This is a genomic window from Ruegeria sp. CE9, from assembly GCF_056537425.1.
This window is the reverse complement of sequence record NZ_JBQFRO010000002.1, coordinates 465,144-489,064: the sequence shown is the minus strand read 5'-3', so window position 1 is coordinate 489,064 and position 23,921 is coordinate 465,144. Positions and strand designations below refer to the sequence as shown.

Genomic DNA, 23,921 nt, shown 5'->3' with positions numbered 1-23,921 from the left:
CCGGCTCATATCCGGGCTAAACCGGAGACAAGACGGCCGCAAAAACCAAGGCCGAAGGACAGGGAGATACCAACATGAGTTCCGACACACAGGGCAATCGCCCTCTTTCCGAAGAAGAGCTTCAGGAACTGGTTGCCTCATCTGATGCAGGCGCGCGTGATCCGGCGGGAAATGTCGGGCTGTTTCTGGCGATCGTTGCGGTCTTGTGGTCGGTGTTTCAGGTCGTTCTGGCCTCTCCCTTGTCGAATTATCTGCTGCCGGGCAGCGTGGTGAACAACTCGCGCCAAATCCATCTGGCCTTTGCGATGTTCCTGGCCTTCTCGGCCTATCCGGCGCTTAAATCCAGCCCGCGGGACTACATTCCGATCCAAGATTGGGTCATGGGCATCGTCGGCGCGTTTCTGGCGCTGTACGGTTATTTCTTCTACCAAAAGATCGTCGATGCGGGCGGCCTGGCAGACGACACAGACAAGTGGTTTGCCCTTGTCGGCCTGTTGCTGCTGTTCGAAGCCGCGCGCCGCGCGCTTGGTCCGGCCATGGCGATCATTGCGACAATTTTCCTGGCTTATGTGTTCTTCGGTTCCTCCGAATGGGTGCCCGAAGTAATCCGCTGGAAGGGCGCAAGCCTGCAAAAGGCGATGAGCCATATGTGGATCACGTCCGAAGGCGTCTTTGGCATCGCGCTGGGCGTCTCAACAAAGTTTGTCTTCCTGTTCGTGCTGTTCGGTGCGCTTTTGGATAAGGCGGGCGCGGGCAACTACTTCATCAAGATGGCCTTTGGCGCGCTGGGCCACCTGCGTGGCGGTCCGGCCAAAGCGGCGGTTGTTGGTTCAGCAGCGACAGGCCTGATCTCGGGGTCATCCATCGCTAACGTTGTCACCACCGGTACGTTCACCATCCCGCTGATGAAGCGGGTAGGCTTCTCCAGTGAACAAGCCGGTTCGGTCGAGGTTGCCTCATCCGTGAACGGCCAGATCATGCCCCCGGTGATGGGCGCTGCGGCCTTCCTGATGGTGGAATATGTGGGCATTTCCTATGTCGAGGTGATCACTCACGCCTTCCTGCCCGCCGCAATCTCCTACATCGCGCTGGTCTACATCGTGCACCTTGAGGCGGTGAAGCGGAACATGCCGACACTGGGCGACCGCGTTGTTTCGATGGGTCGTACGATTGGCGGCATGGCGCTGTTCTTCGTGGGCTTTGCCGGGCTCTGCTATGGCATCCAATACCCGATCAAGGCAATCATCGCACTCATGCCCGATGCGTCCGGGCTGGTCCTGTCGGCGCTGATCGTTTTGGCCTATCTGTTCCTGCTATGGCTGGCTTCCGGAGTAGAGGACTTGGTTCCCGATGATCCCAACGCCAAAGAGGTCGAACTGCCGGTGATCGCCGAGATCTACAAGGCCGGTCTGCATTACCTGCTGCCGATCATCGTGCTGGTCTACTTCCTGATGATCGAGCAGAAATCGCCGGGCTTGTCGGCCTTCTGGGCGACCTCGCTGCTGTTCGTGATCCTGCTGACGCAGAAGCCGCTCAAGTCGATCTTCCGGGGTGAAAGCGACACTGCGAATGCCTTCATGGCCGGCGTTGTTGATCTGTGGAACGGTCTGATTGACGGCGCGCGCAATATGATCGGTATCGCGCTGGCCACCGCCACCGCAGGTGTGATCGTGGGCACCGTGACGCTGACCGGTGTCGGTCAGGTGATGGCCGATCTGGTCGAGTTCCTGTCGGGCGGTAACCTGATCGCCATGCTAGCGCTGGTCGGCCTGCTCAGCCTGATCCTCGGGATGGGGCTTCCGACCACGGCGAACTATATCGTCGTCAGCTCGCTGATGGCGGGTGTGGTTGTCGAACTGGGCGCGCAGGATGGGCTGATCGTGCCGCTGATCGCGGTGCACTTGTTCGTGTTCTACTTCGGCATCATGGCTGATGTGACACCGCCGGTGGGACTGGCGAGCTTTGCCGCCGCCGCTGTTTCGGGCGGGGATGCGATCAAGACCGGTTTCACCGCCTTCTTCTACAGCTTGCGCACCGTGGCACTGCCTTTCGTGTTCATCTTCAACACCGATCTGTTGCTAATCGATGTGGGCTGGGTACAGGGCATCTTGGTGGCCGTCTCTGCGACCATCGCGATCCTGATCTTCACCGCAGGTACCATGGGCTGGTTCCTGACCAAGAACCGCATCTATGAAAGCGTCGCGCTGATCCTGATCGCTTTTGCACTGTTCCGTCCAGACTTCTTCATGAACCGCATCGCACCGCCCTTTGCGCAGATCGAACCGGCACAGCTGACGCAGGCCGTGGGTGAGGCCGCGCCAGGTAGCACCATGCGGATCGAGGTCGCGGGCCCGGATTTTGACACCGGCAACATGACCGAAACCACCGTGGTTCTGGATATCCCGGAAGGGGATGATGGGGCGGCACGCGTTGATGCACTGGGTCTGATCACTCTGGTAGAGGATGGTTTGGTCAAACTGGACGAACCGCTGTTCGGCACACCGGTCGCGGATGAGCTGGACATGTTCGACTATTATGCTGACGATGCCGTTCGCATTACCAGCATTCAGGCTCCGCAAAGCCAGCCCGCGAAAGAGCTGATCTTTATCCCGGCGCTGATCCTGTTGGGTCTTGTCGCCTTCCTCCAGCGCGGCCGCGCCGCAAAACAGGGAGAACCCGCATGACCAAAGCTATTCTGTGCGCCGTGGATATCAGCAATGGCGATCTTGATGTTGCTGTCCTTGAACGCGCCGCAGCGCTGGCCGAAATGGATGGCGCGCGGCTGGATGTCGTGACCGTGACACCTGACTATGGAGAGGGGTTCGTCAGCAGTTTCTTCGAACCCCACCACCACGAAAAGGTGATTGAAGAGGCTCATGAAAAGCTGGTCGCCCTCTGCGCCGCCACACTGGGGGAAGAGCGCAACGCCAAGGTCCGCCATGTGGTAGCCACCGGCAGCGCCTATCAAGAGATCCTCAAAACAGCCGAAGGCGCGGGCTCGGACCTGATCGTGATCGGCGCGCATAAGCCTGATTTTAAGGATTATCTGCTTGGCCCCAACGCGGCCCGGGTGGTCCGTCATTCGCATGCGTCCGTATATGTTGTGCGATAAACCGAACGGACCTAAGGTAAGAGTCTGCCATTTGAATTTCGGTACTCAGTAGTTAATCACGCAAATCCTTACCGGGAGATTTTTATGATGAAAACTGTCATGAGAACCAGCGCCGCGTTGGCGCTGGCGGGAGTTGCGTGCGCGGCCCAAGCGCAGGACCCCGCACCAGAATTTGGCTATGGCTGGGAGGACAAAAACTCGGTGACCGGCACCGAGTTCATGGTCTCGGCCGCCAATCCCATTGCTGCTAAAGCCGGATATGATGTGCTGGCCGCAGGTGGCACAGCCGCAGATGCCATGATCGCTGTTCAGTTGATGCTCAATCTGGTCGAGCCTCAATCCTCGGGGATCGGTGGTGGTGCGTTCATGCTGTATTGGGATGCCTCGGCCAAGACGCTGACAACATTCGATGCGCGTGAAAAGGCTCCGGCCAAGGCCACGCCTGAACGGTTCTTGCTGCCGGATGGGGAAAAGATGCCGTGGCCGGAAGCTGTGGTCGGGGGTCAATCGGTCGGCGTACCTGGCATTCTGCGCCTGATGGAAGTCACTCATAACCTCTATGGCAAGAAAGACTGGGCCTCGCTGTTCCAATCCACCATCGATCAGGCCGAGCAGGGGTTTGAGGTTTCGCCCCGCATGGCAAACTCGATCCAAAGCACGATTGAACGTGAGCGCTCAGTCGGTGTGTTCCCGGCGGGCAAAGCGTATTTCTTCAACGAAGATGACACGCCGCTGCAGGTTGGAACCTTGCTACGGAACCCCGAGTTTGCCGAAACCCTGCGCATTCTGGCCGATCAGGGCGCAGGCGCCTTCTATAGCGGCCCCATCGCCGAAGATATCGTGGCCGCAGTGGATGCCACATCCAAGGTGGAAAACAACATCACGCTTGAAGATCTGGCCGACTACCGCGTCAAAATCCGCCCTGCTGTCTGCGCCGACTATCGCGGATATGACGTTTGCGGAATGGGTCCGCCCACCTCGGGTGGTCTGACCGTGGGGCAGATTCTGGGGATACTCAGCAACTTCGACCTCGAAGGCACCGGTTGGAATGCCGAGATGGCGCATCTTTATGCAGAGGCCGCCAAGCTGGCTTATGCCGACCGTGCGCTTTACATGGCCGACAGCGATTTTATCGATGTGCCGGTCAAGGGCCTGTTGGACACGGATTATCTAAAGCTGCGCTCGGAGATGATCGACCCGGCTGCGGCCAGAGAAAAGCGTCAGGCAGGTGAGCCGCCGCGTGATCACACTGCCCTGTTTGCACCCTCGCAAAACCCGGGTCGCCCCGGCACCAGCCATATCGTGATCCGGGATCAGTACGGCAACGCGCTGTCGATGACGACCACCATCGAGACCGCCTTTGGCAGCCGGGTTTTCGTGCGGGGCTTCCTGCTGAACAACGAACTCACCGACTTTGACCGCGCGCCCATGGATGGGGATCGTCTGGTCGCCAACCGTGTCGAAGGCGGCAAACGCCCGCGCAGCTCGATGTCGCCAACCATCGTGATGAAAGATGGAGAGCCCTATCTGCTGATCGGCTCGCCCGGCGGCAGCCGCATCATCAACTATGTGGCCAAAACGATCATCGCGGTTCTGGACTGGGATATGGATCCGCAGGATGCCATCGAAACGGGGCATTTCGTGCATCGCAACGGGTCTTCGATGGATCTGGAGCAGGGAACATCCGCTGCCAAATTCGCTGATGCCCTGACCGCCAAGGGGCATGAGGTGAAAGAAGTCGATCTCAACAGCGGGTTGCATGCCATCCTGATCAAGGACGGGCAGCTGATCGGTGCCGCTGATCCACGTCGCGAAGGCGTGGCACTGGGTCAATAAATCCAAACTGGAAAGGGGCTGTCGGTCAATTGTACCACGCAGCCCTTTTCTCTTGCTTTATCAGCATACTCGTCCGATAGGGCGGTATGTTCAAAAACCGGGCCATAACCTTTATCCTGATCACATTGATGATCGATGCCATCGGTATTGGCATCGTGTTCCCGATTATGCCCGATCTGATGAATCGCGTTGGCGCGGGTGACACTGGGCAGGGTGCTTTTTGGGGCGGACTGTTGATGGCCGCTTATGCCGGGGCCTTGTTTCTTTGCGGCCCTATCGTGGGCAGCATTTCCGATGCGATTGGCCGCAGGCCGATCCTGATCGCGGCGCTGACCATGTTGGCGCTGGATTATGTGATCATGGCGCTGGCCGAAACATTCTGGCTGCTTCTTCTGGGGCGAACGCTCGCGGGGCTTGCGGGGGCGACCTATATCACCGCCACGGCTTACATCGCTGACATATCCTCACCGACTGAGAAGGCGGCGAATTTCGGTCTGATCGGGGCGGCCTTCGGGATTGGGTTTGTGCTTGGCCCGGCCATCGGCGGCATTGCTGCCGGGATCAGTATCACTGCGCCGTTCTGGATTGCCGCGGTCTTGTCCGCCGCCAACGCCCTGTTCGGAGTATTCGTCCTGCCCGAAAGCCTGAAACCAGAAAAGCGCCGCCCCTTTGGCAAGCGTGACCTGAACCCGTTCAAATCGATCTTTGACGCCTTCCGCTTTCCGGGGCTGGCGGTGCCGCTGCTGTGCATTTTCATCTTTGAATTTGCCAACATGGTCTACCCTACCCTCTGGGCCTTCTGGATTCGAGAGGTGTTTGGCTGGTCCACGCTGTATATCGGCCTGTCACTGGCCGCATACGGCGTGCTGTTGGCCTTCGTCCAAGCCGGACTGATGCCGGTCTTCATTCGCTGGATCGGCGATTACCGGACCCTGCTGCTGGGGATGGTATCGGCATTGGTCGGAATGATCGGCTTTGGGTTTACCGTAACGGTTACGGCCCTTGTCACCTTTATTCTGCTGGCCGCGCTGTCCGACCTAGTGCCTGCCTTGATCACGGCTATGGCCTCGAACCAGGCGGACGAAGACCGGCAGGGCGTGGTGCAGGGAGTCATCGCGTCACTGTCTTCTGTCGCTGCGGTTCTGTCGCCTTTGGTGATGACCGGAATCTTTCAGGCGTCGGTCGATGGCGAAGGCACTTATCTGCCCGGCGCACCGTTCTTTTTCTCGGCGGCTCTGGTCTTGGTGATGATGCCGTTGGTGTTCCGTCTGCGCGGGCACGCATCGGTCTGAAACGAAAAACGCACCCGCAACGGACTGCGAGTGCGTTGAATTTTCAAGGCACGAAGCGCTTACTGAATTTCACCCATGCAGAGATACTTCATCTCAAGGAAATCTTCGGTCCCGTACTTCGAACCCTCGCGGCCCAGGCCGGATTGTTTGACACCACCGAACGGAGCGACCTCGGTTGAGATCAGGCCGGTATTGACGCCAACCATGCCCGATTCCAGCGCCTCGGCCACACGCCAGACGCGCGCCAGATCGCGGCTGTAGAAATACGAAGCCAGACCGAACTCACTGTCATTGGCCATCGCGATCACGTCGTCTTCCTCTTCGAACTTGAACAGGGGTGCAACAGGGCCAAATGTTTCGTCCTTTGCCACTACCATGTCGCGGGTCACGCCGGTCAGAACGGTGGGTTCAAAGAATGTCCCGCCCAGAGCCGAACGTTTACCGCCCAATGTGACCGTTGCACCTTTGGAAACCGCGTCCGAGATATGTTCCTCGACCTTGGCAACCGCCGCGTCGTTGATCAGCGGGCCTGTGGTGATGCCATCGCCAAAGCCGTTGCCAACGTTCAGGGCCTTGGTCTTTTCGGCCAGCTTGGCAGCGAACTCATCATAGACGCCTGCTTGCACATAGATGCGGTTGGCGCAGACGCAGGTCTGACCGTTGTTGCGGAACTTGGCGATCATCGCGCCATCTACAGCAGCATCCACATCGGCGTCGTCGAAGACGATGAACGGCGCATTACCACCCAACTCCAACGACATCTTCTTGATCGTGCCTGCGGCTTGACGCATCAGGATCTGACCCACGCGGGTTGAGCCGGTAAAGGTGATCTTGGCAACCTTGTCATTGGTGCACAGCTCGTTGCCCACGCCGGAACTGTCAGTGCCCGGGATCACGTTGAACACGCCTGCCGGAATGCCCGCACGTTCGCCCAGAACCGCCATCGCCAGTGCCGAAAGCGGGGTCAGAGTTGCAGGGCGCGCCACGAAGGTGCAGCCCACGGCCAATGCCGGGCCAACCTTGCGGGCGATCATTGCGTTGGGGAAGTTCCACGGCGTGATTGAGCCCACAACGCCAACGGGCTGTTTCAGCACCACGATGCGCTTGTCGCGCTGATGGCCGGGGATGACGTCGCCGTAAACACGCTTGGCTTCTTCCGAGAACCACTCGATGAAGGACGCACCATACAGGATTTCACCGCGTGCTTCGGGCCAGGGTTTGCCCATTTCGGCGGTCAGGATGGTGGCCAGATCGTCGGCGTTTTCGACCATCAGATCGAACCACTTGCGCAGGATCGCAGCGCGTTCCTTGCCGGTCTGTGCAGCCCACTCCTTCTTCGCGGCATAAGCCGCATCGATGGTCTGTGCGGTGCCTTCGATGCTGACATCGGTCACGTTGGCGATCAGATCACCGGTAGCAGGATTATAGACGGGAAAGGTTGTCTCACCCTCAACCCATGCGCCGTTGATATAGGCGCGTGTTTCCAGAAGGCTGGGATCTTTCAGCTCCAGCTTGGTCACTTTGGTATCCAGCATGTTCAGGCTCCTTTGGCAGCGTCGATCGAGGCTTCGAGGATATCCATCGCCTCGGCGAAGATCTCGTCCTGCACCGTCAATGGCGCAAGGAAACGGATTACATTCCCATATACGCCACATGTCAGCAGGATCAATCCACGCTTCAGTGCCTCGGCGCGCACGGCGTTTGCCATATCGGGGTTCGGGGCGCTGCCATCTGCGGTGTTGAATTCGGCCGCGATCATGAAACCCGGGCCGCGAATGTCGACGATTTCCGGCGTGCGCGCCCGGATCGATTCCAACCGCTGTTTCAGGCGCGAGCCCAGCTCATTGGCGCGGGCGCATAGGTCTTCTTCTTCGATTGCGTCAATCACCGCATGGGCAGCGGCAATGCCTAGCGGGTTGCCGCCATAAGTGCCGCCCAGACCGCCGGGATGTGCGGCATCCATCAGCTCGGCACGTCCTGTAACAGCGGCCAGTGGCAAGCCACCGGCCAGACCTTTGGCCATGGTGGTGATATCCGCGGCCACGTCATAGGCCTCCATCGCGAACAGATTGCCGGTGCGGGCAAAACCAGTCTGCACCTCATCGGCGATCAGAACGATGCCGTGTTCGTCACACAGGCTCCGCAGGCCCCGCATCAGTTCCGCAGGCGCAGGGTAGAAACCACCTTCGCCCTGCACCGGCTCGATAATGATCGCAGCAACACGACCCGGATCGAGATCGGCCTTGAACAGCTTGGTCAGCGCACCAAGAGAATCATCGACCGAGGTGCCGTGCAGCTCAATCGGGAACGGGACGTGATAGGTGTCGGGCATCATCGCGCCGAAACCTGCCTTATAGGGTTGAACCTTGCCGGTCAACGACATGCCCATGAAGGTCCGACCATGGAACCCGCCACCAAAGGCAATCACCGCCGGGCGGCCCGTGGCAGCGCGTGCGATCTTGACCGCGTTTTCAACCGCTTCGGCTCCGGTGGTGACAAAGACGGTTTTCTTGGTGAAATCACCCGGCACCTTCTCGTTCAGGCGTTCGCCCAGACGGATGTAGTTTTCATATGGCAACACCTGATGGCAGGTATGGGTGAAATTGGCGGCCTGTTTTTGCACCGCTTCCATCACCTTGGGATGGCAATGCCCGGTGTTCACAACGGCGATACCGGCGGCGAAATCGATGTAACGCGTGCCCTCGACATCCCAGACCTCAGAGTTCACGGCACGGTCCACATAGACCTGTGTTTGCATCCCCACACCCTGCGCGATTGAGGAATTACGGCGTTCAGCAATCTGAGCGTTCAGCATCTTGCGTCCTTTCCGGTTATCGGGCGCTGAGCCCGTAAGTTTGACTGCGTGACTGTAGTGTCTGCACCTACAAGCGAAAGCCTGTTTCTTGTGATTTATAAGCCGTTGATTTACCGTCCCGACACGATCAAGTGTTGCGGATACTGAACATGAAAAACACCAGCCAAGAGGATCTGACCCTTGGGTTGCGCCTGCGGACCCTGCGCGAACGGGCGGGCCTGTCGCAGCGGGCGTTGGCCAAAAAGTCGGATGTGCCGAACTCGACCATTTCGCTGATCGAGTCCGGCAAGATGAACCCTTCGGTTGGTGCGCTGCGCAGGATTTTGCAGGGGATACCGATTGGCATGTCTGATTTCTTTTCCTTCGAAATCGAGCCTGAGCAGACCGTGTTTTATGCCGCTGAAGAACTGACTGAGATCGGCAAAGGCGGGTTGTCTTTGCGGCAGGTGGGCTCAAACCTGCACGGTCGCGCGATGATGATCCTGCAGGAAACCTATGATCTGGGCGCTGATACCGGCCGCGTGATGTACGGGCACGACGCCGAAGAGGGCGGCGTGGTAATCTCAGGCCGGGTCGAAGTCACCGTAGGGGATCAGCGCAAAGTTCTGGGGCCGGGTGATGCCTATTACTTTGACAGCCGCACACCGCACCGATTCCGTCAGGTCGGGCCTGAGGTCTGCCGGATCGTCAGCGCCTGCACACCGCCTACTTTCTAAGCACTCGCAACGAAAACGCAGCACTATGCATCATAGTGTTGCAGTATCTTCTGGTTTGATCCACAGTATGGTGCATAGTGCAGGAATTGCCCTGCATATCCTTAGGGCAGCCCCCGGCCCAATTCGGAGAGTACCGGAATGAAAAAGAAACCTGCCACTCTGCCACGTGGCTATCGCACTTGCACTGCGTCGCTTGCCGTTTCTGACGTGCCCGCTGCGTTGGCTTTTTATAAGGCTGCCTTTGGCGCCAAGGTGCAGGCATCGGACGATGATGAAGCCACCGGTTTTGCCTCGATCAAAATCGGCAATTCAATGCTGTTTGTCACCGCTGGTTGGGGTGCGCATGTCCCAATGGTGCCGGGAACGGTCGCACCGGTTGGGCATCACATGTATGTCGAAGATACCGACGCCACATTGGCAACCGCGCTGGAAAGCGGCGCGCGCCTGATCGCCGAACCATCTGATACCTATTGGGGCGAACGCTGCGCCACGATTGCCGATCCGTTCGGTCATGTCTGGACGCTGGCAACCCGTCTTGAAAACCTCAAACCAGCAGAGATCAGTGAGCGGCGCAAAGCGCTGGACAACGCCACACAGCCCGAGGCTGCATGAGCGACGCCCCGCTTCCTACTTTCACGATACGCCAAAACGATCTGGCCATCCTCGCGGCTGAGGGTCGCATCGGCGACTATCCTGTCGCTGTACGCACCGCGCGAGAGGTAGTCAGTGGCGGCTTTGCCAACCACTCGGCCCATCCCAATACCTGGACAGTGTATTTTCTGGTCGATGGCCAGTGGGCGCTGGTGGAATCCACGCGTGGGCTGCGGCGCGAATGGTCCAGCCTCGACCGGCTTGAGAAATGGCTGCGCAGTTGTGGCTTCCGCTTCTTCTGGGTTCGCAATGACATCGATTTTGTTGAACCGCTAGCAGACGATGCGACGGAGGAAGCGGCTCTATGAAGGCTGATTTCCCGAAAAATCATGGCCTGAGGATAGCAGGCTTGCGTGAGCACACGGTTTTGTGTTCCGATGAAGAGCGCCAGATCAAAGCGGCGTTCGCAATCGGCAAGAAAATGAGAAGAAACAAGAAATGACCCCTTTTGCGATAACCGGAATCCAGATGCATGTCGGTGCATTGCAGTCGAATGTCGACGCGATGTTGCACCGGATCGACATCATGATGGCACGGTTCCCCTGGACCCAGATGGCCCTGTTCAGTGAGCTGGCGCCGCACGGTCCGCTTGATCGGTTTGCACAGTCCTTCCCAAATGACGACGTGTCGCGCTTTCAGGACGCGGCGCGGCGGTTTGGAATCTGGCTGATCCCCGGCTCGATGTTCGAAAAGCGCGAAGACGGGCGGATCTTCAACACCTCGGTGGTGATCAACCCCGAAGGTGAGATCGTCTCGAAATATTCCAAGATGTTCCCGTTCAAGCCTTATGAACAGAACATCGCCTCGGGCACGGAATTCTGCATCTTCGACGTGCCGGATGTGGGTCGGTTTGGTCTATCGATCTGCTATGACATCTGGTTTCCCGAAACCACCCGCCACCTGACCAGCCAAGGGGTCGAGGTTCTGTTGCATCCGGTTCTGACCGGCACAACCGACCGCGAGGCCGAGTTGTCGATCGCCAAGGCCACCGCTGCGCAGTTCCAATGCTACGTGTTCGACGTAAACGGGCTAGCAGCCGGGGGCGTAGGCCGCTCGTTGGTTGTTGATCCTTCGGCCACCGTGCTGCACCAGTCTGCGGGGCAAGAAGATATCTTCCCGATCGAGATCGATCTGGATCAAGTCCGTCGACAGCGTGAGGTAGGGCTGAAAGGTCTGGGTCAGGTTCTCAAAAGCTTCCGCGACCGCGAGGCAGAATTCCCTGTTTATGACCGCTCCAGCGGCGCAGATGCCTATCTGCACACGCTCGGCCCGCTCCGCATTCCGCAGAAAGGCGACGTCGCGGGCGTTGCCGCATCTGATCCCAGAACTGCGCTGGGATATACCGAAGACGCCACGACCAAACCTGACAATCTGTTTCTATACAAAGGGCGCTCTGGCACAGACTGATACCGAAGCAGCTTTTCGGTATCGGCAGAAAGGAAAAATTTCATGCACGGCATTTCCGATAGCGAAAAGCTCCACACTATCTCGGACTACTACAGCGCCTCACAGCTGAGAGCAGACCGATGGAGCGCGCTGCGGGAAACAGCCGAATCTCTGGATCAAAGTGCAAGTGACAAGGATCGAGACCGCGCGCGGCAATTGTTGCAGGCGCTGGCCCCGATAGAGGTGTATTTCGCTTTTCCTGGGGGGTCGGCCTTCGACTATCTGCGCCGGTTGCTGGACCATGGCAATTTCGGCGATTTTTCAACCGCCGTGCGCAGGGTGTCGCGTGCACTTACATCGGGCGCGTATCGTCGCCGTTCGATCCCGCTGATCGCGGATGAAACCGAAGGCGATGAGTTCGAGGATGAAGCGGCCCAAAGCCATGAGGCGCGCGCGCTGGGCCGTCCCTATTTCGAGGTGATGATCGTCGACAATGTCAACGAGCATCAGGAACGCTTCCTGCAATCCAGCCTGCAACGCATGCGCCGCAGCGAAGACCCGTTCATTTATGAAACCGTTGTCGTTCCCAGCGTCGAGGACGCCCTGATCGGGGTTTTGTTCAACCAGAATGTACAGGCGGTCATTGTCCGCCCGGGCCTGAGCCTGAAATCCAAGAATGAAACCAATGTGTTGGGGCGTTATATCAGCCTCTATGGCGAGGGCGCTGACCTTGATGCGCTGTCGCCCTCTGAATACGGCCCTGAAACCTGCCGCCGTATCGGTATGCTGCGTCCGGAACTGGATGCATACCTCATCACAGATCGCTCAGCCGAGGATATTGCCGGCCTTGATCTGGGCCTGTGTCGGAGGGTGTTCTACAATCAGGAAGACTTTCTGGAACTGCATCTGAACATCCTGCGCGGGGTGCAGCGGCGGTACAAGACGCCGTTCTTCACCGCGCTCAAAGAGTATTCCAAACAGCCCACAGGCGTGTTCCACGCCATGCCGATCAGCCGGGGCAAATCGATCAGCCGCAGCCACTGGATTCAAGACATGGGGGCGTTCTACGGATCGAACATCTTCATGGCCGAAACCTCGGCCACCTCGGGCGGGCTGGATTCGCTGCTGGAGCCGCGCGGCCCAATCAAAGAGGCGCAAGAGGCTGCCGCCCGCGCTTTCGGCTCTAAACAGACGTTTTTCGCCACAAACGGCACCTCAACCTGCAACAAAATTGTGGTACAGGCGCTGGTCAGGCCGGGTGACATTGTGCTGGTCGACCGTGATTGCCACAAATCGCACCATTACGGCATGGTGCTGGCGGGGGCGAGCGTGGTCTACATGGACAGCTACCCGCTGCACGACTACTCGATGTACGGCGCGGTGCCGATCCGTGAAATCAAACATAAACTGCTGGCCTTGCGTGCCGAGGGCAAGCTGGACCGCGTGCGCATGGTGCTGCTGACCAACTGCACCTTTGACGGCATCGTCTATAACGTCCAGCGGGTGATGCAGGAATGTCTGGCGATCAAGAAAGACCTCGTGTTCCTGTGGGATGAGGCGTGGTTTGGTTATGCCCGCTTTGCGCCCAATACCCGCGTGCGCACCGCCATGCGCTCGGCCAATATCCTGCGCGAACAGTTCCGAACGGCCGACCATGCCGAGGCTTATGCCGCCCAGCAGGCCGAGCTAGCGGGCGCGGATGATGAGACCTTGCTCGACACCCGCCTGATCGCACCCCCAGATGCGCGGGTTCGGGTCTATGCAACGCAATCCACGCACAAAACGCTGACCGCGCTGCGGCAGGGCTCAATGATCCACGTCAATGATCAGCAGTTCAAAGGCGCGGTCGAAGAGGCCTTTCACGAGGCCTATATGACCCACACCTCAACCTCGCCGAACTACCAGATCATCGCCTCGCTGGATGTGGGACGCCGACAGGTTGAGATCGAGGGTTATGAATTCGTCCAGCGACAGGTCGAAAGTGCCATGGCCATCCGCCGGGCGGTGACGACCCATCCGCTGCTCAGGAAGTACTTCAAGCTGGTCACGGCGGGCGACATGATCCCCGAACAGTACCGCGAAAGCGGCATGACCAGCTATTTCGATCCCGATCAGGGCTGGGCCGATGTCTGGGATTGCTGGGCCAAGGACGAGTTCGTGCTGGATGCCACGCGCATCACTCTGCATGTGGGCGCGACCGGCTGGGATGGCGATACGTTCAAGACCAAGATCCTGATGGATAAATACGGCATCCAGATCAACAAGACCTCGCGCAATACCGTGCTGTTCATGACCAATATCGGCACCACGCGCAGCTCGGTCGCTTATCTGATCGAAGTTCTGGTCGAGATCGCCAAGGAATTGGACGACCTGATGGACGATGCATCCAAGATGGAAAAGCGCGCCTTTGACAAGCGGGTCAGAAACCTCAGTGAACACCTCCCGCCTTTGCCCGATTTCAGCCGCTTCCACGATGCGTTCCGCTGTGAAACAGGCACCGAGGCTGGGGATATTCGCACCGCCTTCTTCCTGTCTTACGACGAAGACAATTGCGACTATGTCGAACCCGACAACGAGATGCTGGAAAGGCTGGAAGCCGGAGAGGAAATGGTCTCGGCCACTTTCGTGATCCCCTATCCTCCGGGTTTTCCAATTTTGGTGCCAGGGCAGGTGATCAGCCCCGAAATCCTGAAATTCATGCAGGAATTGGACGTCTCGGAAATCCACGGATTCCGCGCCGATCTTGGCCTGCGCATATTTACCGAAGACGCTTTGAAGTCAGTCAAAAAGAAATAAGGGGCTGGGAGGAACACATGCCAAAGAAGGTTCTCAAGAACATTTCGGAAATCCGCCGGTATTTCCACACCAACAAGGACCCGATCTATTTCGTGTCGGCGACCAATTTCAACCTGTTGGGGCTGGATGAATGGGTGATGAATTTCACCTATATCTGCTACATGGATTGCTTTGACGGGCGACATCCGAACGTGTTCGTGCCCTCTGAGATGCCGCATGACGAATTCCAGTCGATAGAAGACATCAACAACTATCTGTTGCAGCACAAAGAGGTCATCGATCTGGTCAAGCGGCGTGGTGGAAAGCCCAAGTTTGTATTCCTGATGTTTGATGAGACGACTGAAAAGCTGGTCAAGGAACTGGGCGGTCAGCTGTGGTTCCCCAAGGCCAAACTGCGCACCAAATGCGACAACAAGATCGAAACGGTTCGCATTGGCAACAAAGCGGGTGTGCCCTCGGTGCCCAACACGCTGAGTGTGGTCAAAGGCTATGATCACCTGCGGAAAATCTGCGACAAGGCCGGGCTGGGCCACGATCTGGTGCTGCAATCCGCCTTTGGCGACAGCGGCCATACGACGTTTTTCATCAAGTCCGAAGCTGATTTCAACAAGCACAAAGACGAGATCATCGGCGAAGGCGAGATCAAGATAATGAAGCGGATCGATTGTCGCGGGGCGGCAATCGAGGCTTGCGCGACCTCGGAAGGCACAATTGTTGGCCCGCTGATGACCGAGCTTGTGGGCTTCAAAGAGCTTACCCCATACCGTGGTGGCTGGTGCGGGAATGAGATTTTCTCGACCGCCTTTCCGCCCAAGGCCCGCGAACAGGCGCGGCAATTGACCTTCCAATTCGGGGAAGAGCTGCGCAAATCCGGCTATCGCGGGTATTTCGAGCTCGACTTCCTGATCGACAAGAAAACCGATGAGTTGTGGCTGGGAGAGCTGAACCCCCGCATCACCGGCGCCAGTTCGATGACCAACCATGCGGCCTTTGCCCATGCCGACGCGCCGCTGTTCCTGTTTCACCTGTTGGAATTCTCGAAGAAACCGTTTGAGCTGGATGTCGAGGAACTGAACGCCCGCTGGGCCGACCCAGATATGATCGACAGCTGGTCGCAGATGGTGATCAAACACACCGATGACAGCGTGGATCGCATCACGCAGGCCCCACAATCGGGCATCTACAAGATGCTGGAAGATGGCCGAGTGGTGTTTGACCGCTTCGACTATCACCGCCGTGCGGTAGGCGAGAATGAGGCATTTTTCCTGCGCATCTCTAACGTGGGCGATTACCGCTATGAAGGCGCTGACCTCGGAATTCTGGTAACGCGCGGGCGGTCGATGACTAAGGGCTTCAAACTGACCGACAAGTCGAAGAAGTGGATTCACGGCATCACCTCGGCCTACGCCGCTGAACCGCTGCCTGCCGCGCAACCGATGCAAGACCCTGCGTTCAAAATCATGTAGAAAGCCCTATGACGCTTGTTTTTCGCTCAATCGACGAAGCGCAGCCCGGTCCCAAGCTGGCCGGGCTGTTTGCCGAATACTGGCCCGCCTATCGGAAATGGTGGGCGCAAGAAGGGTTCACGGCCCGTCCCACCTATCGCGAATGCCTGCGTGCCCTGCAAAAACACATGCCCGAGCTGTTGCCGCTGTATGAAGAGGTCGTTGAACTGGTCGGCGGCAGCGATAGCCAGGCGCGGTTTCTCAGCTTCTACTGCCCGCCAAAATACCTGTCGGGCTGCAGTCAGGCGATCTGGCGGGGCAAGACCCCGTTTCTGGTGCGCAACTATGATTACCATCCGAAAACCTTTGATGCCGCCCTGCTGAAAACCCACTGGAACGGGCGCGGGGTGATCGGGATGAGCGACGGCGTATTGGGCTTGCTCGACGGCATCAACGATGCCGGTCTGACGGTCTCGCTCACCTTTGGCGGGCGGCGCGAGGTCGGCGACGGCTTCGGCGTTCCCTTGATCCTGCGCTATGTCCTGCAAACCTGCGAGACAACGGCCGAGGCGGTCGACGCACTGTGCCGCATCCCCTGCCATATGAGCTATAACGTCACCGTTCTGGACGCCAAGTACAACCACAGCACGGTGTATCTAGCCCCAGATCGGCACCCGCAAATCTCGGACCAGCCGGTGGCGACCAACCATCAGGGCCATGTCGAATGGTCCACACATGCGCGCTTTACGGCCACTGTTGAGCGTGAGCGTTTTCTGCTCAACCGTCTCAACCAGCACTCGGAAAGCGAAAAGCGGTTTATCGATGCCTTCCTGCGTCCGCCGCTTTATTCGACGGCGTTCAAATCGGGTTTCGGCACGCTGTACACCGCGGTCTATCGGCCTGCGAAGAAGCAGCTGCAACTGCTTTGGCCCGGTGCGGGCTGGGATCTGTCCTTCGATAGCTTCAAAGAGGGTGAGCTGAACCTGATGTTGCCCGACGAGGCCGAGCCTGCAGTCTGACAGGCGCAACTGCCCTTCTAAACATCTTGCTCTTGGACGGGTGACGCAATAATTGGGGCGCGTCGCGCGGCGGTTTCAGATCAGACCCGGCGGGATCAACACCACATATTTCTATGACGCGATAGGACCACGGACAGCATGACCGGTACTTCCCCAAATTGGCTAAGATCGCTTCCTTACATCGCCACCGCATTGGTGATGGTTCTGGTATGGTCCTGGTATCTGACCGATCTGGGGGTGGGGAACATCTATCACTATGATGAATTCTACACCTATGACCGCAGCACCGGGTTTGCGCGCAACGGCGATTGGCTGGCCGTCTATTCCAATAACGAGCCCAGCCTGAAAAAGCCGCCCATGCAGTACTGGATGTCAGCGCTGCTGATGGAATTCGGCGTGTCCGATATCTTGGCCCTGCGCCTGCCATCGATGATCTTTGCGCTGGGCGCGCTGATGGCAACGGCTGTGCTGGCGCGGGTGATGATCCCCGACAGCCCTTTGGCCATGTTGCCCTCGGTCCTGTTGGTGGCCACGTCACTGCAGTTCTGGCAACATGCGACATCCGCGATGCTGGATACCGGCGCGGTGTTCTTTTCGACCCTCGGAATTGCGGCCCTGCTGGCGGCGTTGGAAAAGCCGAAATACTGGCCCTATTTCGGCGCGACCCTCGTGCTGGCCGCACTGCAGAAAAGCCCAACCCCGCTGGCCTTTCTGGCGCTGGCGCTGCTGACGCTGAAGCTGACCAACAGATGGCAGGCGGAACCATTCAGCGAGGTCTGGCAGAACCGCACGTTTCGCCGAACGCTTAAGATCGCGATCCCGCTGGCCTTCGCCTGGCCAATCCTGCAAGAGCTTCGATTTCTCTTTGGCGACTCGCTCGATGGGAACATCAAAGGCGAGATGCTGGATCGCTTTCGTCCATCGCTCAGCGATCGCGGATTCGGGAAGCTCTATGATCTGATCTTTGCGGGCGAACCCTGGTTGCGCCTGCTGGGCTTTGTCGGCATCTGTGCGCTGCCGTTCTTGCAAAAGCGGCCACGGCTGCTGGCCGCGACTGGGATTGCTGCGTTCTTCGTCATCATGATGTGGGCTGCTGCGGGCAAGGTCTATGCACGCTACACCTTGTTGATCCTACCGATGTTGATGGTGGCAGCCACCGGTCTGCTGTTTTCGGTTAAACGCCTGCGCTGGGCGGGGATGGTCGCAGCGCTGGGTCTGGTTTTTGTGTCAGGCGGCGTGTTCTATGACCGCGACGCCACCGATTTGGGTAAGGGCCGCGTGCGTCTGGGCGTGCCCGAGGCCGAGATTCTGACCCCGCTGGGTGCGATGCTGCAACCGGATGAAACTCTGCTGCTCTGCGCCCATGACCGCAAGTTGCGCGTACCGCCCGGTGCCGCATCGGTTTTTGCCTCAAATGGTAGGCGGTTTGTCTATCTCAGACGGCTTGAGCTGCACAGATACCTCGAGAGGTTCGGCTATACCTCTGGGCCATTGCGTGGGCTTTGTTCGGAAGGCGAGCTGTCCCAGCTAGCCCCGGATCTGATTGGGCTTGAGACGCAGCCAACAGCGGTTGAAGGACTGGTCTACTGGTCCGCAACCGGCATTACACCCACCTCTGAATAAGCGCGCGGCGTATTCCGTGCCATCGCAGCACCATGCCCTGCCAAGTTGCGCAGATGTTGGCTTGCACTGCGGTGGCCACTTGAATTTTTGCCGTTGATCCCGCAAAAGCCCTGAGACTGAAACAATTAAAGTTATCCGCCATGCCCGCTGATCACGATGCCAACGCTGACGCTCGACCGACTGTGTCGATCGTGATTCCCATGCATAATGAGCAGGGCGCGGTTTCCGGTCTCATTCAAGGTATCAGCGCTGCCGCTGCTGAACTGCTCGCGTTCGAGATCATTGCGGTGGATGACGGATCGACCGATGGCACTTTTACAGCCCTGCAAGAGATGCAGAAGGAGTGTCCGCAACTGCGCATCCTGCAGCACAAAACAGCAGGCGGCCAAAGCGCTGCGGTGCATTCCGGTGTCAAGGAAGCACGCGCCGATATCTGCTGTACGCTGGATGGTGACGGGCAGAATCCGCCGGAAGAACTGCCAAAGATCTGGGCGCCGCTGGTGTCGGGCGACGATGCCTCAATCGGCCTTGTGGCGGGGCAGCGGGTTGGCCGCAAAGACACCGCGTCGAAAAAGCTCGCCTCGCGCTTTGCCAATGCACTGCGGGGCTGGATGCTAAAAGATGGCACCCGCGACACTGGTTGTGGCTTCAAGGCGTTCCGCAGACAGGCCTTTCTTGATCTGCCCTTCTTCAATCACATGCACCGCTACCTGCCTGCGCTGTTCAAAGCCTATGGCTGGAATATCGCGCTGGTGGATGTGGCGCATCAGCAGCGCCTGTCGGGCGAATCCAAATATACCAATTTCGGGCGGGCCATGGTCGGTATCTGGGATCTGTTCGGCGTTGTCTGGCTGACCCGTCGCGCCAAGTCCGTTTCGGCAACCGAGGCGTCGCGGTCATGAAAGAGACTATTCTGGAAATCCTGCACGTAGACAGCCCGACCGAGGCGCTTTGGGTCTTCATCGGTCTGGCCGGGCAGCTGATGTTCAGCGCCCGCTTCATCGTGCAGTGGATCACCTCGGAACGGGCCAAGAAATCCGTCATCCCGATGGCGTTCTGGTATCTGTCGATTGGCGGTGGGTTGATCCTGCTGAGCTATGCGATCTACCGCCGCGATCCGGTCTTTATCCTGGGTCAGTCGATGGGCCTGTCGATCTACCTGCGCAATATCTTCTTGATTCGCGCCGAAAACCGCTAGGCAATCAGGCACATTTACCGATCTGTCAGCCTGTGTCAGCGGGTCGTGGCCGATGCACATTTTGTGTGAACAACCTCTTATTGTTTCTGAAAATTTCGTGCTAGTATCGGGCGAATAGATTTTCAGATTTGTATTCGAAGGATGTGTTCTCTTGCCCGATAGCTCACCCCGGCTGTTCAGACTGCGCCCCCTGGAAAAAGCGGACCTGGGGACCGTTGCGCGTTGGTTTCAGGATATCCAGGACCTGGCCCTGTTTGATCGCACCACGCGCATCCCTCAGAACCTGGTACAGACCGAGCAGTATTGGGAGGAGGCGATCAGCGGCTCAAAAGATTGCTGCAAATGCTGGTTCGCAATCGAATCCGACAGCGGCGATTTGGTGGGAATAACGGGGCTCGAAGCGATTTCCAACGTCAACCGCGATGCCGTGGTTCCAATATTTGTCGACAAATCCATCCGGCGACATGGCGTGGCGGTGCGTTCGGTTGCCTTGATGCTGGACTTTGCATTCCGGCAATTGGGAATGAACCGCATCACGTCGTACTACCGGGCCGACAATCACAGCAGCCGTGATCTGATTCAGCGGATCGGTTGCGAGATTGAAGGCACCATGCGTCAGGCCTGGTTTGCGGATGGGCAGTTCCACGACATGGTCGTTGTTGGCATGTTGCAGCAGGATTGGCGGGTCCGGCGAGAGGTTTTGGCAAAAGAACTGGGCCCTGAAACCGTGGTCAGTTTTGACGCTTCTGGCTGGTCCTGGCCGCCGGATCCGGCGTAGGTACCTAAAATGTTACGTATTTCGAGATGTTTTTTGCTAAAACAGTTGTGTCGGATTCGACATGACAACACAATTGAGTATTGCCAGTGAACACGACCGGTTTGGACACATCAATCAAGCAGAAACTTGGCGCGGTGCTATTCGCCGATGTCGTCGGTTATTCCCGCCTGATGAGCGAGAATGAGATTGATACGTATAATGCGTTGAAATCCTTGCTTTCGCAGCTTGAATCCGTGTGTTCGAAATACCAAGGCAAGATCATCGAAGTGCGCGGTGACGGTGTACTTGCGATGTTCGACACAGCGACCAGCGCAGTTGAATTCAGCATCGAATTGCATCGGATCGCAGCCGAGCACAATCAGACACGGGACGATGAGCATAAAATCAAGTTCCGCGCCGGCGTCCACATGGGCGAAGTTCTGATGGACGAACGCGGCATCCATGGTGACAACGTCAACATCGCCGCCCGCCTTCAAGAGATTGCCGAGCCCGAGCGGGTTTACGTCAGCGCCGCCGTGTATGAACAGATCCGCAACCGCCTGCGCTATGGCTATGAATTCCTCGGTCCCAAACAACTGAAGAACATCCTGTCTCCGGTTGCCACCTATTGTGTCCGCACCGAGGTTGAAGGTGCCACTATGGCCGCCACCTTGCGCCCGGAGATGCAGCTTGAGGTGTTGGAACGGCCCGATATTCCATCGGTTGCGGTGCTGCCCTTCACCAGCCAGGGCGGGGATGAAGATGACAGTTGGGTCGCCGAAGGGCTGACCGATGACATCATCATGAACCTGTCCAAGTTCCGGAACCTGTTCATCATCGCTCGGAACTCATCATTCTTTTTCAAGGCCCAGTCGATGCCGCCGAAAGAGGCCGCGCGGCGCCTGAACGTACGCTACATCGCGCGCGGCAGCGTGCGTCGCTCATCCAGCCGCATCCGCATCACGGCCGAGCTGATTGACGCCAACACCGAACGCACCATCTGGGGCGAACGGTTTGACCGCAAGATCGACGATATCTTCGACATTCTTGACGAAGTGACCGAATGCATCGTCGCGGCCACCGCAGTGATGATCGAGTCGCACGAGAAGCAGCGTATGGTGCAAGCCATCCCGTCAGACCTGCGGGCCTATGGCTCGGTCCTGCAGGGGCAACACCATATTTTCAAATACACCCGCAACGACAATCGCAAAGCGCAACATTGCTACGAATCAGCGCTGGAACGCGACGGCGGGTATGCACGGGCCGCGGCGGCCTTGTCGCGCACGCTCAACATCGATTGGCGCTATTCCTGGACCGAAGATCCAAACAGCGCTTTGGACAAGGCCCTAAAGCTGGCTCAACGCGCCGTGGAGCTTGATCCGACTGACGCGCGCGGGTTCGGGGAATTGGGCTACGTGCAGCTCTATCGAAAAGAGCACGACTCGGCGATCGAATCCTACAAACGCGCGCTGCAGCTGAACCCCAATGATGCGGATATGCATTCGGACTACGCCGATGCGCTGGCCCATTGGGGCGACAACGAAACCGCCATCAAGCATCTGCAGCAGGCCATGCGCCTGAACCCCTATTTCCCTGATCAATATCTGTGGCATCTGGGCGGGGCCTATTACAATCTCAAACGCTATGACGATGTGATCTCATGCGTGAACAAGATGAACAACCCGACCGAAGGGCAGCGCGTGCTGGCCGCCAGCTATGCCCATAAGGGCGAATTGGACATGGCCCGCCAGATCGCCGATAAACACCGCGCGGTGCATCCCAATTTTTCACTGTCGCGGTGGGCCAAGGTCCAGCCAGACCGCCTGTCCGACGACACGCAGCATTTTGTCGAGGGGCTGAAGAAGGCCGGGTTCTAAGCGGCTATTTGATATTGCCCGCTCTTGGTGCTGCCCACAAAGTCAACTTGTCTGTTCACGGTCGAACTGCATGCGCAATCGCCTGACCTCATCCATTTGTTCATGCGACCAGAAGACAAGCGGTTTCAGCATTTCAAGCAAGCTTCGACCCAAAGGTGTCAATTCATAGGACACGGCTACTGGCGGTCCGGGATCGACGGTGCGAGTCAGGTAACCATCCCGCTGTAACCCGCGGAGGTTTTCGGTCAGCACACTTTGTGTAATATCTCCGATGCAGCGCTTAAGATCGCCGAAGCGTTTCGGCTCATCTTCCAGCGCAAGGATGATGATCATCCGCCATTTGCCCGTCACATTGGACAGTACGGAACGGATTGAGCAGTTGGAAGCTTCTGCCTTGCTGGCAACGCCGATTGGTAGCATCTCAGTCTCTGGTATTGTTTCGAAACTTAATCGCACAGTAGCGCGACCTTGGTCTCGGCACAACTCCCTCAATAACAAGCTGGTAGCCTCAAGCGTACCAGGTTAGCTCAAAGTACGTAATTGCAATGTGGTATGGATTTGCTACCACGTATCCAGTAGATACGAATCAGAGGAATTCAACATGTCCCCCAAAGAACTTGTCATCGCCCTATTCACCGCGGCCTTTGCCGAACATGACCCGCAAGCTGCGCTACAGCTCGTTACCCCGGACTATATTCAGCACAACCCGCGAGTCCCGACCGGAGCCGAAGGCCTGGCTGGCTTGATCCCGTTGGTTGAACAATCCGGGATGTCCGCAACTACCCACCGGGTCATCACCGAGGGCGATATGGTCGTGTTACACAGCACGTTTGACAACGCGGACGCTTTCGGCGCACCGAGCCTCGCCGCCTTTGACATTTTCCGGGTCGAGGACGGCAAGGTTGCCGAACATTGGGATAATTTGCAGCCCGTTCCCGAAACGACAGTGTCGGGCCGTGGCATGACAGATGGACCGACCGAGATCACTGACCTCGATAAAACCGAAGAAAATAAGGCGCTGGTTCTCGGGTTTGTGCGCGACGTTCTGGGCGGTGCCGCGCTCGAGAAAGCTCCGATGTATTCCGAGGTCTACATGCAGCACAATCCAATGCTTGCCGATGGGATCGATGGCCTGATCGAGGGCACCAAAGCCTGGGCAGAGCAGGGGAATGTGATCACCAAGTTCGAGCCGCAAATTGTGGTGGCCGAAGGCAACTTTGTCTTTGTCGCCTCAGATGCCACCGTCAGCGGGAACCCTTGGGCCTTCTTCGACCTATGGCGCGTCGAAGATGGAAAGATCGTTGAACATTGGGACGTTGTTTCGCCTACGCCAGCCGAAATGGCGCACGAAAACGGCAAGTTCTGATCTTCGAAAGGGATGGCGGGTCAGGCATAAAT

21 protein-coding genes are annotated in these 23,921 nt (G+C 58.0%); 18 read left to right on the top strand and 3 right to left on the bottom strand.

The genetic code is table 11. The features are described 5' to 3' along the window. Positions 1–74 precede the first annotated feature (74 nt). The 4 genes from ACR0B3_RS07045 to ACR0B3_RS07030 all read left to right on the top strand — a co-directional run bounded on the left by ACR0B3_RS07045 (position 75) and on the right by ACR0B3_RS07030 (position 6,240). Positions 75–2,684, top strand: a complete 2,610-nt coding sequence (locus ACR0B3_RS07045) for a TRAP transporter permease (protein ID WP_480808433.1) — start codon at positions 75–77, stop codon at positions 2,682–2,684. Further along, the gene (locus ACR0B3_RS07040) at positions 2,681–3,112 is read left to right on the top strand and encodes a universal stress protein (protein ID WP_480808432.1); all 432 of its coding nucleotides are present in this window, start codon (positions 2,681–2,683) and stop codon (positions 3,110–3,112) included. Before ACR0B3_RS07045 ends, ACR0B3_RS07040 begins: the two co-directional genes overlap by 4 nt. Before the next feature lie 84 nt (positions 3,113–3,196). After that, the gene (gene ggt / locus ACR0B3_RS07035; RefSeq protein WP_480808431.1) at positions 3,197–4,948 is read left to right on the top strand and encodes a gamma-glutamyltransferase; all 1,752 of its coding nucleotides are present in this window, start codon (positions 3,197–3,199) and stop codon (positions 4,946–4,948) included. 86 nt (positions 4,949–5,034) lie between these two features. After that, positions 5,035–6,240: an MFS transporter gene (locus ACR0B3_RS07030; RefSeq protein WP_480808430.1), complete on the top strand. Its 1,206-nt coding sequence runs from the start codon at positions 5,035–5,037 to the stop codon at positions 6,238–6,240. 59 nt (positions 6,241–6,299) lie between these two features. Here ACR0B3_RS07030 and ACR0B3_RS07025 read toward each other — a convergent pair whose 3' ends face one another. Continuing rightward, the gene (locus tag ACR0B3_RS07025; protein ID WP_480808429.1) at positions 6,300–7,775 is read right to left on the bottom strand and encodes an NAD-dependent succinate-semialdehyde dehydrogenase; all 1,476 of its coding nucleotides are present in this window, start codon (positions 7,773–7,775) and stop codon (positions 6,300–6,302) included. 2 nt (positions 7,776–7,777) lie between these two features. Further along, entirely contained in the window at positions 7,778–9,055 is a 1,278-nt protein-coding gene (locus tag ACR0B3_RS07020) for a 4-aminobutyrate--2-oxoglutarate transaminase (protein WP_480808428.1), read from the bottom strand. 149 nt (positions 9,056–9,204) lie between these two features. Here ACR0B3_RS07020 and ACR0B3_RS07015 point away from each other — a divergent pair, with 149 nt between their 5' ends. The 13 genes from ACR0B3_RS07015 (at position 9,205) to ACR0B3_RS06955 (ending at position 22,523) form a co-directional block, all read left to right on the top strand. After that, positions 9,205–9,771, top strand: a complete 567-nt coding sequence (locus ACR0B3_RS07015; RefSeq protein ID WP_170722561.1) for a cupin domain-containing protein — start codon at positions 9,205–9,207, stop codon at positions 9,769–9,771. Positions 9,772–9,909: 138 nt separating this feature from the next. Further along, positions 9,910–10,383 carry a VOC family protein gene (locus ACR0B3_RS07010; RefSeq protein WP_480808427.1) on the top strand — a complete coding sequence of 158 codons (474 nt, stop codon included), beginning with the start codon at positions 9,910–9,912 and terminating at the stop codon, positions 10,381–10,383. Beyond that, a complete protein-coding gene (locus ACR0B3_RS07005) occupies positions 10,380–10,730 on the top strand; it encodes a hypothetical protein (RefSeq protein WP_480808426.1) in 351 nt (116 codons plus the stop codon). The genes ACR0B3_RS07010 and ACR0B3_RS07005 overlap by 4 nt, the downstream gene beginning before the upstream one ends. Next, the gene (locus tag ACR0B3_RS07000) at positions 10,727–10,864 is read left to right on the top strand and encodes a hypothetical protein (RefSeq protein ID WP_480808425.1); all 138 of its coding nucleotides are present in this window, start codon (positions 10,727–10,729) and stop codon (positions 10,862–10,864) included. Before ACR0B3_RS07005 ends, ACR0B3_RS07000 begins: the two co-directional genes overlap by 4 nt. Further along, a complete protein-coding gene (locus ACR0B3_RS06995) occupies positions 10,861–11,829 on the top strand; it encodes a carbon-nitrogen hydrolase family protein (protein ID WP_480808424.1) in 969 nt (322 codons plus the stop codon). The genes ACR0B3_RS07000 and ACR0B3_RS06995 overlap by 4 nt, the downstream gene beginning before the upstream one ends. Before the next feature lie 42 nt (positions 11,830–11,871). After that, positions 11,872–14,604, top strand: coding sequence for an aminotransferase class I/II-fold pyridoxal phosphate-dependent enzyme (locus tag ACR0B3_RS06990; protein ID WP_480808423.1), 2,733 nt, complete (start codon positions 11,872–11,874; stop codon positions 14,602–14,604). Positions 14,605–14,621: 17 nt separating this feature from the next. Further along, complete coding sequence (locus ACR0B3_RS06985; protein WP_480808422.1) at positions 14,622–16,070, top strand: biotin carboxylase; 1,449 nt, start codon at positions 14,622–14,624, stop codon at positions 16,068–16,070. A gap of 8 nt (positions 16,071–16,078) precedes the next feature. Beyond that, positions 16,079–17,068, top strand: a complete 990-nt coding sequence (locus ACR0B3_RS06980) for a C45 family autoproteolytic acyltransferase/hydolase (RefSeq protein ID WP_480808421.1) — start codon at positions 16,079–16,081, stop codon at positions 17,066–17,068. A gap of 138 nt (positions 17,069–17,206) precedes the next feature. Continuing rightward, entirely contained in the window at positions 17,207–18,691 is a 1,485-nt protein-coding gene (locus ACR0B3_RS06975; RefSeq protein WP_480808420.1) for an ArnT family glycosyltransferase, read from the top strand. A 140-nt stretch (positions 18,692–18,831) separates the two neighbouring features. Next, positions 18,832–19,593, top strand: coding sequence for a glycosyltransferase family 2 protein (locus tag ACR0B3_RS06970; RefSeq protein WP_480808419.1), 762 nt, complete (start codon positions 18,832–18,834; stop codon positions 19,591–19,593). Then, positions 19,590–19,889 (top strand): lipid-A-disaccharide synthase N-terminal domain-containing protein, encoded by a 300-nt coding sequence (locus ACR0B3_RS06965; RefSeq protein ID WP_039542759.1) that lies wholly within the window; start codon positions 19,590–19,592, stop codon positions 19,887–19,889. Before ACR0B3_RS06970 ends, ACR0B3_RS06965 begins: the two co-directional genes overlap by 4 nt. 151 nt (positions 19,890–20,040) lie before the next feature. Beyond that, positions 20,041–20,667, top strand: a complete 627-nt coding sequence (locus ACR0B3_RS06960) for a GNAT family N-acetyltransferase (protein WP_480808418.1) — start codon at positions 20,041–20,043, stop codon at positions 20,665–20,667. A gap of 86 nt (positions 20,668–20,753) precedes the next feature. Then, on the top strand, positions 20,754–22,523 hold the full coding sequence (locus ACR0B3_RS06955) for an adenylate/guanylate cyclase domain-containing protein (protein ID WP_480808417.1): 1,770 nt from the start codon (positions 20,754–20,756) through the stop codon (positions 22,521–22,523). A gap of 42 nt (positions 22,524–22,565) precedes the next feature. On the opposite strand, the gene ACR0B3_RS06950 is transcribed toward ACR0B3_RS06955, so the two are convergent. Then, positions 22,566–22,943, bottom strand: a complete 378-nt coding sequence (locus ACR0B3_RS06950; RefSeq protein WP_480808416.1) for a winged helix-turn-helix transcriptional regulator — start codon at positions 22,941–22,943, stop codon at positions 22,566–22,568. Between the two features lie 181 nt (positions 22,944–23,124). Between ACR0B3_RS06950 and ACR0B3_RS06945 the strand changes: the two genes are divergently transcribed. Further along, positions 23,125–23,889, top strand: coding sequence for a nuclear transport factor 2 family protein (locus tag ACR0B3_RS06945; RefSeq protein ID WP_480808415.1), 765 nt, complete (start codon positions 23,125–23,127; stop codon positions 23,887–23,889). The last annotated feature ends 32 nt before the right edge of the window (positions 23,890–23,921 follow it).

Bases quoted from the DNA above. Each gene is read 5' to 3' on its own strand.
- ACR0B3_RS07025 (WP_480808429.1), bottom strand. From the start codon at position 7,775: ATGCTGGATACCAAAGTGACCAAGCTGGAGCTGAAAGATCCCAGCCTT.
- ACR0B3_RS06945 (WP_480808415.1), top strand. From the start codon at position 23,125: ATGTCCCCCAAAGAACTTGTCATCGCCCTATTCACCGCGGCCTTTGCC.
- ACR0B3_RS06950 (WP_480808416.1), bottom strand. From the start codon at position 22,943: ATGCTACCAATCGGCGTTGCCAGCAAGGCAGAAGCTTCCAACTGCTCA.
- ACR0B3_RS06975 (WP_480808420.1), top strand. From the start codon at position 17,207: ATGACCGGTACTTCCCCAAATTGGCTAAGATCGCTTCCTTACATCGCC.
- ACR0B3_RS06965 (WP_039542759.1), top strand. From the start codon at position 19,590: ATGAAAGAGACTATTCTGGAAATCCTGCACGTAGACAGCCCGACCGAG.
- ACR0B3_RS07030 (WP_480808430.1), top strand. From the start codon at position 5,035: ATGTTCAAAAACCGGGCCATAACCTTTATCCTGATCACATTGATGATC.
- ACR0B3_RS07045 (WP_480808433.1), top strand. From the start codon at position 75: ATGAGTTCCGACACACAGGGCAATCGCCCTCTTTCCGAAGAAGAGCTT.
- ACR0B3_RS06995 (WP_480808424.1), top strand. From the start codon at position 10,861: ATGACCCCTTTTGCGATAACCGGAATCCAGATGCATGTCGGTGCATTG.
- ACR0B3_RS07020 (WP_480808428.1), bottom strand. From the start codon at position 9,055: ATGCTGAACGCTCAGATTGCTGAACGCCGTAATTCCTCAATCGCGCAG.
- ACR0B3_RS06985 (WP_480808422.1), top strand. From the start codon at position 14,622: ATGCCAAAGAAGGTTCTCAAGAACATTTCGGAAATCCGCCGGTATTTC.
- ACR0B3_RS06970 (WP_480808419.1), top strand. From the start codon at position 18,832: ATGCCCGCTGATCACGATGCCAACGCTGACGCTCGACCGACTGTGTCG.
- ACR0B3_RS07040 (WP_480808432.1), top strand. From the start codon at position 2,681: ATGACCAAAGCTATTCTGTGCGCCGTGGATATCAGCAATGGCGATCTT.
- ACR0B3_RS07000 (WP_480808425.1), top strand. From the start codon at position 10,727: ATGAAGGCTGATTTCCCGAAAAATCATGGCCTGAGGATAGCAGGCTTG.
- ACR0B3_RS07010 (WP_480808427.1), top strand. From the start codon at position 9,910: ATGAAAAAGAAACCTGCCACTCTGCCACGTGGCTATCGCACTTGCACT.
- ACR0B3_RS07005 (WP_480808426.1), top strand. From the start codon at position 10,380: ATGAGCGACGCCCCGCTTCCTACTTTCACGATACGCCAAAACGATCTG.
- ggt (WP_480808431.1), top strand. From the start codon at position 3,197: ATGATGAAAACTGTCATGAGAACCAGCGCCGCGTTGGCGCTGGCGGGA.
- ACR0B3_RS06980 (WP_480808421.1), top strand. From the start codon at position 16,079: ATGACGCTTGTTTTTCGCTCAATCGACGAAGCGCAGCCCGGTCCCAAG.
- ACR0B3_RS06990 (WP_480808423.1), top strand. From the start codon at position 11,872: ATGCACGGCATTTCCGATAGCGAAAAGCTCCACACTATCTCGGACTAC.
- ACR0B3_RS07015 (WP_170722561.1), top strand. From the start codon at position 9,205: ATGAAAAACACCAGCCAAGAGGATCTGACCCTTGGGTTGCGCCTGCGG.